This is a genomic window from Oceaniglobus sp. K40-3 (assembly GCF_055808395.1).
Map to the genome: position 1 here is coordinate 1,355,803 of NZ_CM147868.1, position 16,639 is coordinate 1,372,441.

Genomic DNA, 16,639 nt, shown 5'->3' on the forward strand with positions numbered 1-16,639 from the left:
CGGGGAAAGTAAATGACGGACACGCGCGCGGAAATCCGGCTGCCCACACAGGAAATACGCAACGACATTCCGTTTTATACCAAGGCGTTGGGGATGCGGCTGGATTCGATCTATCCGGCTGACGATCCGCAGGTTGCGGTGTTTTCCGGGCATGGTTTGCGCCTGCGTATCGAAAAGGGCGCGTCCGAGCCGCCGGGCACGATCCGCATCCTTACCGGCGACCCCGATGGATTCGCCGATGGTCAACGGGTGCTGACAGCGCCCAACGGCACAAGGGTTGAAATCGACGATCTGAACCCGCCCTTGGTCATGCCGGAAACGGTGCATTCCTTTGTGGTGCGCCGGTTGGCCGATCAGGCCCCATGGGTGATCGGGCGCGCGGGCATGCATTATCGCGATCTGGTGCCTGACCGGCTGGGCGGGTCGATCATTGCCAGCCACATCCGCATTCCCGATGGTGGCCCGGTGCCGGATATGGTGCATTACCATACCGTCGGGTTTCAGTTGATCTTCTGCTATCGTGGCTGGGTCGATCTGGTCTATGAGGATCAGGGGCCGCCGTTCCGCCTGCATGCCGGAAATTGCGTGATTCAGCCCCCCGAGATTCTGCCACCGGGTTCTGTTTGCCAGCGATAACATCGAAGTGATCGAAATCGGCGTGCCGGCCGAACATGTCACCACCATCGACCACGACATGGAATTGCCCACCGCCACGCTAAACCCTGACCGCCTGTTTCAGGGGCAGCGGTTTGTCCATCACCGGGCGGAAAACGCCCAATGGGGGCCGTTCCGCATTCCGGGATTTGTGTCGCGCGATACGACGATTGCACAGCATACCGGCAATGTGGCCGGGGTGCAGGTGGTGAAAAAGGGCGACGGCACCCCGCCCACGGTGCGCCACGACAGTGACATCCTGTTCGGTTTCGTCATGGACGGCACGATGGAGCTTGAGGGGGAAGGGCGCGAAGCCTTTGCCCTGTCGGCGGGGGATGCCTTTGTCATTCCGCCCGATATGGCCACACGGTATGCCCGGGCCAGCGATGATTTCGAATTGCTGGAAGTGTCGCTTCCCGGGGTTTTTCAGACGTCATCGACCTGAGTGCGCAGGATGTCTATTCGTTCCTGCGCCTGTCGGCGGGTCAGAGAGGTATCGAACGGTTCTCCGGCCTTGTCGCAGAGATTGCGAAGATAGGCGGCCTGTTTATCGGTCATCGGCTCGGTGCCGTGGGTGTCGACGTTTGGCACGGCACCAAGCGGGCTTGCCGGGGCGATGCCCGGGCGTTCCTGCTTTGGCATGGTGTTCTCCTTTCAAAGGGCGAACGCGGGGGCAGGGCGCGCAGTTCCCCTTGCGCCCGGGTCCGTGTGGCGGCACCATGCCACTATCCGCGTGGAAGGAGCCGATATGACCCTGAAAACAGCCGCCCGTCAGGTGCGCGAAAACGCCCATGCCCCCTATTCCCGGTTCAAGGTGGGGGCGGCCATCCGCACCGACACCGGCCATGTCTATGTGGGCTGCAATGTTGAAAATGTCGCCTATCCCGAAGGGACATGCGCCGAGGCCGGGGCCATCGCCGCCATGGTCGCCGCCGGTGAAACGGTGATCGCCGAGGTTTATGTGGTTGCAGACAGCCCCGCACCCGTGCCGCCCTGTGGCGGCTGCCGTCAGAAACTGGCCGAATTCGCGGCGCCGGACGTGCCGGTCACCATGGCGACCACGGGCGGCAAGGCCGAAACGGTGACTGTGGGCGATTTGCTGCCGGGGCGGTTTGACGCCTCGTATATGGGCGGCACCTGATCCGATGGATGCGCGCGCTGTCATTGCCGATCTGCGGGCCGGGCGTTCACCTGACGGGGCCGTCCTGCGCGATTTCGCGCTGGGGCTGGCCGATGGCCGGGTGAGTGACGCACAGGCCGGGGCCTTTGCCATGGCTGCCTGTCTGAACGGGCTGGGCGCGGGCGGCGCGGTGGCCCTGACCACCGGAATGCGCGACAGCGGCGATGTGTTGCGCTGGGATATGCCGGGGCCAGTGATCGACAAACATTCAACCGGCGGTATCGGTGATCCGGTGTCACTGGTGCTGGCGCCCGCCCTGGCCGCGCTGGGCTGTTTCGTGCCGATGATTTCGGGCCGGGGGCTGGGCCATTCGGGCGGCACGCTGGACAAGCTGGAGTCGATTCCCGGCGTTGATACAATGGTCGATGAGGCGCGGTTGCGCGCCATCGTGGGCGATGTCGGCTGTGCCATCGTGTCTGCCACCGGGCGGATCGCCCCCGCCGACAAGCGGCTTTATGCCATCCGCGATGTGACGGCGACGGTGGAGAGCATCGATCTGATCACCGCCTCGATCCTGTCCAAAAAGCTGGCCAGCGGGATTGGCGCGCTGGTGCTGGATGTAAAGGTGGGCAGTGGCGCCTTCATGGCCACGCCCGATGACGCCCGCGCCCTTGCCCGGCAATTGGTCGACACGGCCAAGGGGGCGGGATGCCCGACCATGGCATTGATTACCGACATGAACCAACCCTTGGCCGCATCGGTCGGCAATGCCGTGGAACTGGCCGAGGTGATGGCGGTGCTGCACGGCGCCACCGACACGCCTTTGGCGCAGGTGGCGCTGGCCCTTGGTGGGGCATTGTTGGAGATGTCGGGGCAGGGGGGCGATCTGGCCGCAACCCTGCGCGACGGGCGCGCCGCCGAACGCTTTGGCCGGATGATCGCCGCGCTGGGCGGGCCTGCGGATTTTGCCGAAAACTGGCGCGCACATCTGCCGGTGGCGCCGGTAATCCGCCATCTGCCCGCCCCTGAAACCGGTCACATCGCCGCCATTGATGGCGTGGCAATGGGCATGGCCGTGGTGCATCTGGGGGGCGGACGGCAGCGCGAAACCGACCGGATCAACCCCGCTGTTGGTCTGTCGGATGTGCTGCGCCTTGGCGCATCGGTGGACAAGGGCGCGCCGTTGTTGCGCATCCACGCCGCAGATGAGACCATGGCCGACAAGGCCGCAGTTGCCCTGCAAAAGGCCATCCATATCGGCGCGGCCCCCGCCCTGCCGCCCCTGATCCACGAGGAAATCCGCTGATGCCCCGCGCCATCCTGATCGTGCTTGATTCCGTTGGCTGTGGTGGCGCGCCCGATGCCGCTGATTTCGGGGATGAAGGCGCCAACACGCTGGCCCATATCGCACAGCAAAACCCCGGCGGTCTGCACCTGCCCAACCTTGACGGGCTGGGCCTTGGGGCGGCAGTGCGCCTTGCCTCGGGTGCGGATACCCCCGGCCTTGGGGCCACTCCCTCCGGGCGCTGGGGCGCGGCGACCGAGGTGTCACGGGGCAAGGACACGCCTTCGGGCCATTGGGAATTGGCCGGGGTGCCGGTGCCGTGGGACTGGACGGTGTTTCCCGATGAAACCCCGGCCTTTCCCGCCGCTGTGACTGCCGAAATCTGCGCGCGGGCCGGAACCGATGGCATTCTGGGGAATTGCCACGCCTCGGGCACCGAAGTGATTGAACGGCTGGGGGCCGAACACCTGACCACCGGCTGGCCGATCTGTTACACCTCGGCTGACAGCGTGTTGCAGATCGCCGCCCATGAACAGGCCTTTGGGTTGGAACGGCTGCAAACCCTTTGTGCCGAACTGGCCCCAACCCTGCACGCCATGAAGGTGGGTCGGGTGATCGCCCGCCCGTTCCTTGGCACGGCGGGGGATTTTCACCGCACCGCCAACCGCCACGATTATGCCATTGCCCTGCCTGAACCCTCGCTGTGCGATTGGGTGCAACAGGCGGGTGGCACGGTTCACGCGGTGGGCAAGATCGGTGACATCTTCTCGATGCAGGGGGTCGACACGGTGGATAAGGGGTTTGATGCAGACCTTCTGACGGCTTTGGAAAACCGGATCGACAGCGCCGGGGACATGTCCCTGATCTTTGCCAATTTCGTCGAGTTCGATTCCGTCTATGGCCACCGGCGCGATGTTGCGGGATATGCGCGGCATCTGGAATGGTTCGACGCAGCACTGCCCGGTCTTTTGGCGCGGATGCGGGCGGGCGACATTCTGATCATCACCGCCGATCATGGCAATGACCCCACATGGCACGGCACCGAACACACCCGCGAACGGGTGCCGGTTCTGGTGGCCGGGGCGGGTACGGGCGAAGTCGGCCACTGCGCCTTTGTCGATGTTGCCGCCTCGATCGCCGCACATCTTGGCCTGCCTGCCCCCAAACGCGGAAGGAGCTTTTTATGAGCCTGTCAAACCGTCCCAAGGTTGAACTGCACCTGCATCTGGAGGGGCGGCGCCGCCTGTCTTCATCCGGGGGCTGGCCAAGGAAAAAGGCATCGATATCGGCAGGATATTCGATGAGCAGGGCCATTATGCCTATGGCGATTTTCCCGAATTCCTGCGGGTTTACGAGGCGGCCACCAGCGTTCTGACGACGCCTGACGATTACGCCCGCCTGACCCGCGCCGTTCTGGCCGAATGTGCGGCCCATGGTGTGATTTACGCCGAAACCTTCATTTCACCCGATTTTTGTGGTGGGCGTGATGTGGGGGCGTGGCGCGAATATCTGCATGCCATGCAAGAGGCGGCAGATCAGGCCGAGCGCGACGACGGCATCATCCTGCGCGGCATCGTCACCTGCGTGCGCCATTTCGGCCCCGACAAGGCCCGCGAGGCGGCGCGCTGTGCGGCGGAAACGGCGGGCGACTGGATTGTCGGCTATGGCATTGGCGGCGATGAAATGGCCGGAAAACTTTGTGATTTCGCATATTCCTTTGATATGGCGCGCGAGGCGGGTTTGCGGCTGACCGCCCATGCCGGTGAATGGGGCGGGGCGCAATCGGTGCGCGATGCCCTTGATGATCTGCGGGTGGAACGTATCGGCCACGGGGTGCAGGCCATTGACGATCTGGCGCTGGTGGATCGGCTGGCCGAAGACGGTGTTGTGCTGGAGGTGTGCCCGGGGTCCAATATCGCGCTGGGGGTTTATGAAACTTGGCGCGATCACCCCATCCACCGGTTGCGCGAACGCGGGGTGAAAGTGACCGTATCAACCGACGATCCGCCGTTCTTTCACACCACCATGAGCGCGGAATACGACAAGCTGGCCGAAACCTTTGATTGGGACGAGGGCGTGTTTGACAGTGTTGAGCGCACCAGCGTAGAGGCGGCGTTTTGTGATGCCGACACGCGGGGAAGGGTGCAAAAGCGGCTTGCGGGTTAACTTTCCACGTCGAAAGTCGCGCGGAATGTGGGCCAGTTGACCGAAATCGAAACGAACGCCCCGCGTGTAAGCGCCGTCAGGTTTGCCGGGGGCGGGGCGTTGCCCGTGCTGAACGCCAGCACGATCATGTCACCGACCGGATGACCCACGAACCCTTCCTGTCCGGTGCGCAGATCAAAGGGCGGACCAGAGGGAAAATCGGCGCCAAGGAACCGGTTCGCGCTCAGGCTTCGCCGTGCGCGCACCCGTTTGCCGGTCAGCGCGCGCGCTTCCTGGGTGCCACCCTGAAAAACAAGGCTCGCTGGTTTCCAGTTCATCCCAATCCCCCTTGAACCAATGCGGTGAAGTTTTCATTGGCTTTACCTGCCTGTCAAGCCGGGCTATCCCCATGCCAACTTCCGCTGCCAAGGGACACTGCCATGTCACAGCCCGATCATCTGACCATCGTTCGCCATCCTCTGGTGCAGCACAAGCTGACCCTGATGCGCGACAAGGACACCTCAACCGCCGTCTTTCGCCAGCTTCTGCGCGAGATTTCACAGCTTCTGGCCTATGAGATCACCGACAATCTGGCGATGACCACCCGGCGCATCGAAACGCCCGTGTGCGAGATGGACGCGCCGGTTCTGGACGGGCGGAAACTGGCGCTGGTGTCGATCCTGCGGGCGGGCAACGGATTGCTTGACGGGATACTTGAACTGGTGCCATCGGCGCGGGTCGGGTTTGTGGGGCTGTACCGGGACGAAAAAACCCTGCAACCGGTGCAGTATTACTGCAAACTGCCCAGCGAGTTGGGCGAACGTCTGGTGATTGCCGTTGATCCGATGCTGGCCACGGGCAATTCCTCGGTGGCGGCGATTGATCTGCTGAAAAAGTCGGGCGCGAAAGACATCCGGTTCCTCTGCCTTCTGGCGGCCCCCGAAGGTGTCGCGCGGATGCGCGAGGCGCACCCGGATGTGCCGGTCATCACGGCGGCGCTGGACGAGAGGCTGAACGAGCAGGGCTATATCGTGCCCGGTCTGGGCGACGCCGGAGACCGGATGTTCGGCACAAAATAGGGCGAATTGGACTTTACCCAATGGGTCAATTCCGGCATCGTCGTTGAAAATCAAATGTGTGGGGGCACATTACATGAATTCCTTGCGTACAAGTGTGTTTGCCATCGCTGCTGCGTTTGCGGTGGCCTTTTGTGTCGGAGCCCCGGCCGAGGCTCAACAGCTTACCGGCAATGACCAACCTGCCGAATTCCCACCAAGCAGCTATAGCGGACGGCAATATGTCGACAGCGCGGGCTGTGTGTTCGTGCGGGCCGGTTTTGACGGGGCTGTATCATGGATTCCGCGGGTGTCACGAGGGCGCAAAAGGATGTGCGGGTTTACCCCGACGAACACGCGCCGTTCAAACGTGCCCGTGGTGGCGGATGCGCCGGGTACGCCTGCGCCCGTGGCGGTGGTGCCTGCCCCCCGCGTTGTGACGCGCCCCGTGGCGGTGGCACCTGTTGTGCGCGCGCCCCGGCAAACCGCCGTGGTGCGGCCGGTGCGCGGCACCTGTGCCGGGGCTTCGCCGGTGTCGGCGCAATATATCAACCCGGGGGCGCGGTGTGGGCCCCAGGCCCAGCACCCCGGCGGCGCGGTGGTGCGGGGCGGCGGTGACAGGGCGATTGCCGGCGTGACCAGCCTGCCTGTGGCGCGGCCGGCCCCTGTGCAGGTTCCCCAAGGGTATCGCGAGGTGTGGAAAGACGACCGGCTGAACCCGAACCGGGGCAAACAATTATTGTCGGGGGCGCTGCAAACCGCCCTGATCTGGACCCAGACCGTGCCGCGCCGGTTGGTTGACAACCGCACCGGGGCCGATGTGACCCGGGATTACAATTATCTGGTCTATCCCTATACCGATTACGCCAAGCAGAAACGCGATCTGCGGGGCGGGCAATATCTGGTGGTGCGCACTTCGGCGGGTCAGCGGATCATCGTTCACAAAAGCCAGCTTGGCGTGTCAAAACGCAGTGGCAAGACGATCCTGAGATCGCCGGTCAATACGACCTATTCCACCAAATCCGCGCCCGTCGCCAAGGCCACTCCGGTGCCCAAGGCCGCAACCGGGCGGTATGTGCAGGTGGCAACCTTTGGCGTCGCCGGGAATGCACAGGATACGGTCGCGCGGTTGCAACAGGCGGGCCTGCCGGTGCGGATCGGAACGGTCAAACGCAAGGGCAGGGCGTTGCAGATCGTGGTTGCGGGGCCGTTCGCCAGTGTGCAGCAGGTGCAAAACGGCCTGTCCATTGCGCGGCGTGCCGGGTTTGGCGATGCGTTCATCCGCAACTGACCACCAGAGTTGCCGTGACATCAGATTGGGCGGTGCCGGAGCATTCCGCCGCCGCCCAATGCCGTTGCGGGGCGCCTGCGTGCCATGGCGCAGCGTCCGCCACCAGAATCCTTGACCATCGCGCAGCAAGGAGGCATGAGGGCATCATGCAGATATACAAAATTTTTCGCGCGCCCGAATGGGCAGCCCTCTCCGAACTTGGCACCACCGGCGGCGCCCCCATAGACATCGAGGATGGCTATGTTCACTTTTCCACCGCCGCACAGGTGCAGGAAACGCTGGACATCCACTTTGCCGGTGAAACCGGCCTGTTGTTGCTGGCGGTCAATGCCGACACCCTTGGCGACAGCCTGAAATGGGAAGAATCGCGCGGGGGGCAGAAGTTTCCGCACCTTTACCGCGCGTTGTCGCTGGCCGATGTGATCTGGAACCGCCCGATCGAAAGCGGCGCCAGCGGCCACACCCTGCCCGAAGGGGTGGAATGAGCGGGCTTGAACGTTTTGGCCTGGCGTTGTTGCACCGGGTCGATCCTGAAACGGCCCATGGGCTGGCGATCCGGGCGCTGAAGCTGGGCCTTGCCCCGGCACCCGGCGCGGTGACATCGCCGCGTCTGGCCACCACCGTTGCCGGGCTGTCCCTGCCCAACCCTGTCGGATTGGCCGCCGGGTTTGACAAGAACGCCCAGGCCGTCGCGTCCCTGTCGCGCGCCGGGTTCGGGTTTATCGAACTGGGGGCTGCCACACCGCGCCCGCAGCCGGGCAACCCGCGCCCGCGCCTGTTTCGCCTGACCGAAGACGCGGCAGCGATCAACCGTTTCGGGTTCAACAACGACGGGATGGAGGCAATCGCCGCCCGCCTTGCCCCCCGCAGCCCCGGCATTCCTGTGGGCCTGAACCTTGGGGCCAACAAGGACAGCGAAGATCGCGCCGCCGATTTTGCCCGGGTGCTGGCCCATTGCGGCCCCCATGTGGATTTCGCCACGGTCAACGTGTCATCACCCAACACCGAACGCCTGCGCGATTTGCAGGGCGCGGCGGCGCTTGGCGCCCTTTTGGACGGTGTGATGGGGGCCCGCGCGCACCTGCCCCGGGCCATTCCGATATTCCTGAAAATCGCCCCCGACCTGAGCGATACCGATCTGGCCGACATCGCGCAGGTGGCGCGCAGCACCGGCATCGACGGGATTATCGCCACCAACACCACCCTGTCGCGTGAGGGCCTTGGCAGTCGTCATGCGGGCGAAACGGGGGGCTGTCGGGCGCGCCGCTGTTGGCCCGCTCGACCCTTGTTCTGGCGAAACTGTCGCGCCTGACGGATGGCGCCCTGCCACTGATCGGCGTGGGGGGATTGCCAGCGCCGAAGATGCCTATGGCAAGATCCGCGCCGGGGCATCGGCGGTGCAGCTTTACACCGCGCTGGTGTTCGGCGGGCTGTCCATGGTGGCCGACATCGCCCAAGGGCTGGACAGGTTGCTGGCGCAGGGTGGCTTTGCCACTGTCGCCGATGCGGTCGGCACCGGGCGCGACGCCCTGCTTCAGGCCACCGAGCGTTCCAGCGCCGGATAACGCGCACCCAGGGTCACGCCCCGCGCCGCAAAGGAAATCAGCAGCGCCATCCACAGCCCGTGATTGCTAAAGGCAGGGGCAAGCACCAGCACGGCGGCGAAATAGATCACGGCGGAAATCGCCATCATGTTGCGCATTTCGCGGGTGGCCGTTGCGCCGATGAAGATGCCATCCAGCATCCATGCCGCCAGCGCGATCAATGGTACGGCACACATCCATGGCAGATACAGCCGCGCCTCGGCCCGCACCAGCGGCGCCGTCGTCATCAGATCAATCAGCGCGCCGCCAAACACCCCGAACCCGACGGCCAGAAATACGGCAATCGCCACGCCCCACCCCGAGGTCAGCAGCGCCGAGCGGCGGAACAGATCGCGCCGTTGCCGCCCCATGGCCTGACCCACCAGCGCCTCGGCGGAAAAGGCGAACCCATCAAGGCCAAAGGCGGTGATGAACAGGAATTGCAGCAGGATCTGATTGGCCGCCAGCGGCACATCACCAAATTGCGACCCCATGAACATGAAGGACAGCATGATCGCCTCAAGCAGGATGGAGCGCAACAGGATATCCCGGTTGACCAGCGCCATCCGTGTCAGCCGCACCCGGTCAAACACCTGCGCCCAATTGTGCCAGTCCGGCACCCGGAACGCCGCGCGGCACAGCCAGAGGCCAATGGCAAAGCCGCTCCATTCCGCCAGAAAGGTGGCAAAGGCCACGCCGTTCACGCCCCAATCAAGGCCTAGGACGAACCACATATCCAAAGCGATGTTCAGTCCGTTCATCCACAGTTGCAGCACCAGAACCGCCCGGGTGCGTTCGGCCGCGATCAGCCAGCCGGTGATCCCGAAAATGGCAATGGCGGCAGGGGCCGACCAGACGCGGATCTGCATGTAATCGCGCGCCAGCGCCTCAACCTCGGGGCTGGCGGGGGAAATGGCAAAGGCGCCGGCAAACAGCCAGAATTGCAGGGCAATCAGGGCCAGACCGCCCCCCAGCCCGATCAACAGCGCACGCGACAGCAGCGCCGCCACCTCGCCCGTGTCATCGGCGCCGATCGCCTGTGCGGTCAGGCCCACGGTGCCCATGCGCAGGAACCCGAAGATCCAGTAAAGCGCCGACAGGATGATCGCGCCGATCCCCACCGCACCGATGGGGGCGGCCAGCCCGATCTGCCCCACAACGCCCGTATCCACCGCGCCCAGAATGGGCACCGTGGCATTGGACAGCACGATGGGAATGGCGATTTTCAACACCCTGCCGTGGGTGATCGGCGCAGGCTCAGCCATCTTGCGGCTGGGTCAGGTCGGGCATGATGAAATGCCCGGTGCCCTGGGCAAACAGGCGGGCGCGATTGTCCTGCCACGCCTCGACGTGGACACTGGCATAGCGCCGCCCCGACCGGTTGATCCGCGCCCGGGCATAGGCATCGCGCGGCAGGCCCGAGCGCAGGTAATCGACGGTGAAATCCACCGTGCGCGGCAGACGCGGCAGGTGGTTCGGGTCGATCCGCCCCGCCTCGATCTCGGGCCACAGAATGGCCCAGCTCAGTTCAACAATCGCCGTTACCTCAAGAAATGCCGCCGTGGCACCCCCGTGGATCGCGGGCAGAATCGGATTGCCGATCAGTGCATCGGCAAAGGGCAGAATCGCGGTCAGCTCATCGCCCCGACGTTCAAATTCGATGCCCATGAAGCGGACATAGGGAATATTCCCCACCAATGCCGACAACGCACCATCGCGCCGCCGCTTGATCACCTGAACGGGTTCGGGGGCGGGCGGGTCATGGCTTGGCTTTCTTGCGTTCAAAGGTAAAGGCGCCGGTTGCGGCGGCGACGGGGCGGGTGGTGTCGTCATCCATCGCCTCGGCCCGCACAAAGGCAACATTACGCGTCACGTGATAACAGGTGGCGCGGGCGCGGATCGTCTGGCCCGGCGTGGCCGCACGCATGTAATCAATCCGCAGATCAATGGTGGCCGTGCTGCCCGTGCCGTCGGGGTGGCACATCACCGCCGCCCCGCCGCAGGTATCCATCAGCGCCGACACCGCCCCACCGTGAATCACCCCGGTCAGCGGATCACCGATCAGCCGGTCATCATAGGGCATCTCGATTTCGGCGGCGCCATTGCCCACCGACAGCATCTTCATTCCCAGCGCCCGGGCATGGGGCAGGGCCGAAATGAATTGTTGGGCAAAGGTTGCGTCATCTGTCATCAAGGAATTCCCGTGTTATCGCCATGGTTATTGGCCCTGGACCGGTCCGCGACAAGCGCAAACTTGCCATGTGGGATGGCGACAACCGATTGAACCCCTGCCAAAGCTGGACTAGCCTGACCACAGGAGGCCCGCCCCCATGTCAGATAATCGTCTTTCCTTCAAGGAAATGTGCGCCAGGTTCGACGTGACCCCGCGCACCCTGAGATATTACGAATACATCGAGCTGTTGCAGCCCGAGAAAGAAGGCCAGCTCGCGGTTTTACCTGGCGCGCGATGTCGCCCGCATGACGCTTATCCTGCGGGGGCGGCGCTGGGGCTTTTCGCTGGAAGAAATCCGTCAGTGGCTGATGATCTATGACAATCAGGGCAACGATGCCCAGATGGCAGAATGGATCAGGCTGGCAGACCGACAACTGGCCACATTGCGCGATGAACGCGCCCAACTTGACATCACCATCACGGAACTTGAAGAAACCCGCAATCAGGTGGCCGACGCGATGGGCAAGCCGGAAACCCCTGCCTGACTTTGCGTCACGCCCCGCAAGAAACCTCTGTTAATTCGTGCGCCCAAAGCGCTTTTGATTGAGTAAAATTGCGTATGACCCAGGGTCAGCTTGCGCATAATTTTACTGCCCGAAAAGTGACGCCACGTTCCGTTTACGTTTGCGTCAACCAATCTTGTATGCTTGCCGCAACAGCCGCATCTCAATTCCGCAACCGGAGATGAGAGGTACTCAGAATGGACGAGCAATTGATGACAATCCGCGAAATGTGCGAGGCCTTTGATGTCACGCCACGCACCTTGCGGTTTTACGAGGCGAAAGAGCTTTTGTTTCCCATCCGGGAGGGCCAGAAGCGCCTGTTTACCCACCGTGACCGCGCCCGCCTGACCCTGATTCTGCGTGGCAAGAGGTTTGGTGTCTCCCTGGAAGAGATCCGCCAGATTCTGGATCTTTACGAGGTCGACGATACGCAGGCGACTCAACTTTCCCGTGCCCATGAACTCGGCCAGAATCGTCTGGCAGCCATGGAACAGCAGCGCGCCGAACTCGACGAAGCGATCACCGACCTGAAGAAAAAGTTAGCCTGGGCCGCCGCCAAACTGGCCACGCTCGGACAGTCAACCGCAGCTTAAGGAGCCGACAGATGCCCAGCTACTCCGCCCCCACCAAGGACATGCAATTCATCCTGCACGATGTCCTTGAAATTTCCAAAACTGATATACCGGGGTATGACGATCTTGACCGGGATTTCACCGGGGCGATCCTGGGCGAGGCGGGCAAGCTGGCCGAAAACGTACTGGCCCCGCTGAACGTTGTGGGCGACGAAGAGGGCTGCACCCTGGACAACGGCGTGGTGCGCACCCCGTCAGGATTCAAGGACGCCTATGACCAGATGCGCGAGGGCGGCTGGATCGGGCTGGACTGTGACCCCGAATATGGCGGCCAGGGCATGCCGTATCTGTTGAATTCGGCCGTGGGCGAGATGTTCGTCAGCGCCAACATGGCCTTCAACATGTATCAGGGCCTGAGCCACGGCGCCTATAACGCGATCCACACCCACGGGACAGACGCACAAAAGGCCCGATATCTGCCCAAGATGGTCGAAGGATCATGGTCAGGCACCATGAACCTGACCGAACCCCATTGTGGCACCGATCTGGGCCTGATCCGCACCAAGGCCGAACCGCAGGACGACGGCACCTTTAAGGTGACCGGCCAGAAAATCTGGATTTCGGCGGGCGAACACGATCTGACCGACAACATCATCCATCTGGTGCTGGCGAAAATTCCGGGTGGCCCCGAGGGCGTAAAGGGAATTTCCCTGTTCATCGTGCCAAAGTTCCTGGTCAACGACGACGGTTCACTTGGTGATCGCAACGCCCTGTCCTGTGGTGGGCTGGAAAAAAGATGGGCATCCACGGCAATGCCACCTGTGTGATGAATTATGACGGCGCCACCGGCTATCTGATCGGTGAAAAGCACAAGGGCATGCGCGCCATGTTCACCATGATGAACGAAGCGCGCCTCGGCGTCGGGCTTCAGGGCTATGCCCAGGGCGTGGTCGCCTATCAAAACGCCCTTGGCTTTGCGCAGGATCGCCTGCAAGGCCGCGCCGTGACCGGCGCTGAGGCGCCAGAAAAACCCGCCGACCCGATCATCGTGCACCCCGATGTGCGCCGCAATCTGCTGCATCAAAAAAGCTTTGTCGAAGGGGCGCGCGCGTTCACGTTCTGGGGTGCCTCGCTGATCGACCGCGCCCGTCGTAACGACGATGCCGAAGCCGAGGCAATGATTTCGCTTCTCACTCCCGTGCTGAAAGGGTTCCTGACCGACAAGGGCTTTGAAACCACCGTGCTGGCTCAGCAAACTCTGGGTGGTTCGGGCTTTACCCGGGAATGGGGGTGGAACAATTCGTGCGCGATGCCCGGATCACCATGATCTATGAAGGCACCAACGGCATTCAGTCGCTCGACCTCGTGGGCCGCAAACTGGGCCTGAACGGCGGCAAGACGGTGATGGGCTTTTTCGAGATGGTGAAAACGTTCATCAAGGAAAACGAAGACGACCCGGCACTGAAATCCGATTTCCTCGACCCGTTGAAAGCCGCAAGCAAGGATTTGCAGGCCGCTGGCATGTACTTTATGCAGAACATGAAAAACCCGAATGCGGCGCTCTCGGGATCTTATGATTTCATGCACCTGTTCGGCCACGTTTGCCTGGGGCTGATGTGGGCGCGCATGGCCAAAGCCGCATCGATGGCCCTTTCGGACGGCACCACCGATACCGAGTTCCATACCACCAAAATTGCCACCGGCCGCTATTACATGGCGCGCCAACTTCCGGCCACAACGATGCATCTGGCCCGGATCACCAGCGGAGCGGAAACGGTGATGGAACTGGACGCCGCGAACTTCTAGCGTCGTGGCAAAAGGAGGCAGTCATGCCCAAACGTTTCAAACCAACCCGCCGCCTGCCCATCGCGATGACCGAAGACGGTTATCGGCGACTCAAGCGGTTCGCGGATGAGGCAGGGTTGGATGAGGGCGAGGCGCTGAGCTTCTTGTTTGAACATTTCGACAGCGTGATGAACCGCGAAAACCTTACCGCCCGGTTGCGGCTGTTCCTGGCCGAACTCGATGCGCGCAAGCGGTAATGGAGCGCGGTTTGCACATGCGGGACGCCTGCGGCGGGCGAGTATTTGGATCAGTAAAAAGTGAGGGGTGCGCCCTGCCGAAACCTTGGAACCTAATCCGCGGCCTTATCGGCCCGTCGACAGGGCGACTTTTCACTGAGCGGTCATCGGCTCTCCAGCCTGTACCGCAAATTCAGGATCGCCCATTAACCTTAACCGTTTCTTACCGCATGGCTTTTTACTGATAAAAATACTCGCCGGGGGTGCGGGGGTGGCAAACCCCCGCTCTGACATCGGCAAAGGGGGCTGACATGACGATCAAACTCTACTGCTTTGGAGAAAGCGGCAACGCCTATAAGGCGGCGTTGACACTGGAGCTTTCGGGACTGGCCTGGGAGCCGGCCAAGGTCGATTTTTTTGGCGGCGAGACGCGCACGCCAGAATATCGCGGCAATATCAATTCCATGGGCGAAGCTCCGGTGATGCTGGACGGCGACTACCGGCTGACCCAGTCTGGGGCGATCATGGATTATGTGGCCGAGAGATCCGGGAAATTTGGCGGAACAACGCCCGAGGCGCGCCGTGAAATTCTGCGATGGATGCTCTGGGACAATCACAAACTGTCGGGCCAGGCGGGGATGTGTCGGTTCCTGATGAATTTTATGCCTGCCGACAAACGCCCGGACGAAGTGATTGCCTTTACCCAGGCGAGACTGAAAGCGGCATATCAGGTTCTCGACGCGCATCTGGCTGACCGGTCATGGATCGCGACCGATCATGTGAGTATCGCTGATCTGGGGTGCTGCGGGTATCTTTATTACCCCGAACCGTTTGGGTTCGAGCGCGCAGATTGGCCGAACATCGACCGCTGGCTGAACGACATTTCCGCCTTGCCCGGTTGGAAAGCCCCCTATGATTTGATGCCCGGTTCCCCCGCAGACCGGACCTGAAAGGAAAGAAGATGACCGACGCCTATATTTTCGACGCCGTTCGCAGCCCCCGTGGCAAGGGTCGCCCTGACGGCAGCTTGCACGAGGTGACGAGCGTGCGCCTGTCCGCCGAGATGCTGAACGCCATCAAGCACCGCAACGGGCTTGAGGGCCACGCGGTTGAGGATGTGATCTGGGGCAATGTCACGCAGGTTGGTGAACAGGGTGGCTGTCTGGCGCGCACGGCCGTTCTGGCCTCTGACCTTGATGAAAGTATCCCGGGCCTTGCCATCAACCGGTTCTGTGCCAGCGGCATGGAGGCGGTCAATCTGGCCGCCAATCAGGTGCGTGGCGGCGCCGGGGGCGGGTATATCGCCGGTGGGGTCGAAATGATGGGCCGGGTGCCCATGGGCAGCGACGGCGCCGCGATTGCGGTGGATCCCTCCATCGCCATGAACACCTATTTCGTGCCGCAAGGGATCAGCGCCGATATTATCGCCACCGAATATGGATTTTCCCGCGACGATGCCGATGCTTTGGCGGTGGAATCCCAGAACCGCGCCGCCGCCGCATGGGCGGACAACCGGTTTGCCAAATCCATGATCGAGGTGAAAGACATCAATGGTCTGCCGATCCTGTCGCGCGATGAATACATGCGCCCCGGCACCGATATGCAAAGCCTTGGCGCGCTCAAACCCAGTTTCAAGGACATGGGCGAGGTGATGCCCGGTTTCGACAAGATCGCGCTGATGAAATACCCGCATCTTGAGGCGATCAACCATATTCACCACGCGGGCAATTCATCGGGCATCGTTGATGGCAGCGCCGCCGTGTTGATCGGCAGCAAGGAATGGGGCGAGGCGCATGGGTTGAAACCCCGCGCCCGCATCCGCGCCACGGCCAAGATCGGCACCGATCCAACCATCATGCTGACCGGCCCGGTGCCTGTCACCGAAAAGATACTGCGCGATCACGGCATGGCGATTTCCGACATTGATCTGTTTGAGGTGAACGAGGCCTTCGCCAGCGTCGTGTTGCGCTTCATGCAGGCCTTTGATGTGGATCATTCCAAGGTGAACGTGAACGGCGGGTCCATCGCCATGGGCCACCCGTTGGGGGCCACCGGGGCGATCATCATCGGCACCCTGCTGGATGAATTGGAGCGGTCTGACAAGGAAGTCGGCCTTGCCACCCTTTGTATTGCGTCCGGCATGGGCGCGGCCACCATTATCGAACGCGTGTAAGGAG

Annotated in this window: 15 protein-coding genes and 5 pseudogenes; 15 read left to right on the forward strand and 5 right to left on the reverse strand. The window is 62.6% G+C overall.

Going from position 1 to position 16,639, the window contains the following annotated elements; all coding sequences use genetic code 11:
- The first annotated feature begins 12 nt into the window (after positions 1-12).
- Positions 13-1,099: pseudogene (locus AC0L7P_RS06970) on the forward strand (cupin domain-containing protein).
- On the opposite strand, the gene AC0L7P_RS06975 reads toward AC0L7P_RS06970, so the two are convergent.
- The gene (locus AC0L7P_RS06975) at positions 1,081-1,296 is read right to left on the reverse strand and encodes a DUF3072 domain-containing protein (RefSeq protein WP_473435055.1); all 216 of its coding nucleotides are present in this window, start codon (positions 1,294-1,296) and stop codon (positions 1,081-1,083) included. The pseudogene AC0L7P_RS06970 and the gene AC0L7P_RS06975 sit on opposite strands and share 19 nt — an antisense overlap.
- 91 nt (positions 1,297-1,387) lie before the next feature.
- On the opposite strand from AC0L7P_RS06975, the gene cdd reads away from it, so the two are divergent.
- The 4 genes and pseudogenes from cdd to AC0L7P_RS06995 all read left to right on the forward strand — a co-directional run bounded on the left by cdd (position 1,388) and on the right by AC0L7P_RS06995 (position 5,225).
- Positions 1,388-1,795, forward strand: a complete 408-nt coding sequence (gene cdd, locus AC0L7P_RS06980; protein WP_473435056.1) for a cytidine deaminase — start codon at positions 1,388-1,390, stop codon at positions 1,793-1,795.
- 4 nt (positions 1,796-1,799) lie between these two features.
- Positions 1,800-3,080, forward strand: a complete 1,281-nt coding sequence (locus tag AC0L7P_RS06985) for a thymidine phosphorylase (RefSeq protein ID WP_473435057.1) — start codon at positions 1,800-1,802, stop codon at positions 3,078-3,080.
- Complete coding sequence (locus AC0L7P_RS06990) at positions 3,080-4,246, forward strand: phosphopentomutase (protein ID WP_473435058.1); 1,167 nt, start codon at positions 3,080-3,082, stop codon at positions 4,244-4,246. Before AC0L7P_RS06985 ends, AC0L7P_RS06990 begins: the two co-directional genes overlap by 1 nt.
- A pseudogene (locus AC0L7P_RS06995) lies at positions 4,243-5,225 on the forward strand (adenosine deaminase). The gene AC0L7P_RS06990 and the pseudogene AC0L7P_RS06995 overlap by 4 nt, the downstream one beginning before the upstream one ends.
- Here the strand turns inward: AC0L7P_RS06995 and AC0L7P_RS07000 are convergent.
- Positions 5,222-5,542, reverse strand: a complete 321-nt coding sequence (locus AC0L7P_RS07000; RefSeq protein WP_473435059.1) for a hypothetical protein — start codon at positions 5,540-5,542, stop codon at positions 5,222-5,224. The pseudogene AC0L7P_RS06995 and the gene AC0L7P_RS07000 sit on opposite strands and share 4 nt — an antisense overlap.
- A gap of 102 nt (positions 5,543-5,644) precedes the next feature.
- Here AC0L7P_RS07000 and upp point away from each other — a divergent pair, with 102 nt between their 5' ends.
- From upp to AC0L7P_RS07020, 4 genes and pseudogenes are all read left to right on the forward strand, one after another.
- Positions 5,645-6,283, forward strand: a complete 639-nt coding sequence (gene upp / locus AC0L7P_RS07005; protein ID WP_473435060.1) for a uracil phosphoribosyltransferase — start codon at positions 5,645-5,647, stop codon at positions 6,281-6,283.
- Positions 6,284-6,356: 73 nt separating this feature from the next.
- Positions 6,357-7,550, forward strand: a complete 1,194-nt coding sequence (locus tag AC0L7P_RS07010) for an SPOR domain-containing protein (RefSeq protein ID WP_473435061.1) — start codon at positions 6,357-6,359, stop codon at positions 7,548-7,550.
- A gap of 146 nt (positions 7,551-7,696) precedes the next feature.
- Entirely contained in the window at positions 7,697-8,035 is a 339-nt protein-coding gene (locus AC0L7P_RS07015) for a DUF952 domain-containing protein (protein WP_473435062.1), read from the forward strand.
- A pseudogene (locus AC0L7P_RS07020) lies at positions 8,032-9,115 on the forward strand (quinone-dependent dihydroorotate dehydrogenase). The gene AC0L7P_RS07015 and the pseudogene AC0L7P_RS07020 overlap by 4 nt, the downstream one beginning before the upstream one ends.
- Here the strand turns inward: AC0L7P_RS07020 and AC0L7P_RS07025 are convergent.
- Genes AC0L7P_RS07025 through AC0L7P_RS07035 form a run of 3 tightly spaced genes read right to left on the reverse strand, consistent with a single transcriptional unit; the run spans position 9,085 to position 11,324 of the window.
- On the reverse strand, positions 9,085-10,398 hold the full coding sequence (locus AC0L7P_RS07025) for an MATE family efflux transporter (RefSeq protein ID WP_473435063.1): 1,314 nt from the start codon (positions 10,396-10,398) through the stop codon (positions 9,085-9,087). The pseudogene AC0L7P_RS07020 and the gene AC0L7P_RS07025 overlap by 31 nt on opposite strands.
- Positions 10,391-10,918, reverse strand: coding sequence for a PaaI family thioesterase (locus AC0L7P_RS07030; protein ID WP_473435064.1), 528 nt, complete (start codon positions 10,916-10,918; stop codon positions 10,391-10,393). The genes AC0L7P_RS07025 and AC0L7P_RS07030 overlap by 8 nt, the downstream gene beginning before the upstream one ends.
- Positions 10,893-11,324 carry a PaaI family thioesterase gene (locus tag AC0L7P_RS07035; protein ID WP_473435065.1) on the reverse strand — a complete coding sequence of 144 codons (432 nt, stop codon included), beginning with the start codon at positions 11,322-11,324 and terminating at the stop codon, positions 10,893-10,895. Before AC0L7P_RS07035 ends, AC0L7P_RS07030 begins: the two co-directional genes overlap by 26 nt.
- Positions 11,325-11,463: 139 nt before the next feature.
- Here AC0L7P_RS07035 and AC0L7P_RS07040 point away from each other — a divergent pair.
- The 6 genes and pseudogenes from AC0L7P_RS07040 (at position 11,464) to AC0L7P_RS07065 (ending at position 16,635) form a co-directional block, all read left to right on the forward strand.
- Positions 11,464-11,851: pseudogene (locus AC0L7P_RS07040) on the forward strand (MerR family transcriptional regulator).
- Between the two features lie 215 nt (positions 11,852-12,066).
- Positions 12,067-12,462 carry a MerR family transcriptional regulator gene (locus tag AC0L7P_RS07045; protein ID WP_473435066.1) on the forward strand — a complete coding sequence of 132 codons (396 nt, stop codon included), beginning with the start codon at positions 12,067-12,069 and terminating at the stop codon, positions 12,460-12,462.
- Between the two features lie 11 nt (positions 12,463-12,473).
- A pseudogene (locus AC0L7P_RS07050) lies at positions 12,474-14,247 on the forward strand (acyl-CoA dehydrogenase C-terminal domain-containing protein).
- 23 nt (positions 14,248-14,270) lie between these two features.
- Entirely contained in the window at positions 14,271-14,483 is a 213-nt protein-coding gene (locus tag AC0L7P_RS07055) for a hypothetical protein (RefSeq protein WP_473435067.1), read from the forward strand.
- A 290-nt stretch (positions 14,484-14,773) separates the two neighbouring features.
- Entirely contained in the window at positions 14,774-15,412 is a 639-nt protein-coding gene (locus AC0L7P_RS07060; protein ID WP_473435068.1) for a glutathione S-transferase family protein, read from the forward strand.
- A gap of 11 nt (positions 15,413-15,423) precedes the next feature.
- Positions 15,424-16,635: an acetyl-CoA C-acetyltransferase gene (locus AC0L7P_RS07065; RefSeq protein WP_473435069.1), complete on the forward strand. Its 1,212-nt coding sequence runs from the start codon at positions 15,424-15,426 to the stop codon at positions 16,633-16,635.
- Positions 16,636-16,639 lie beyond the last annotated feature (4 nt).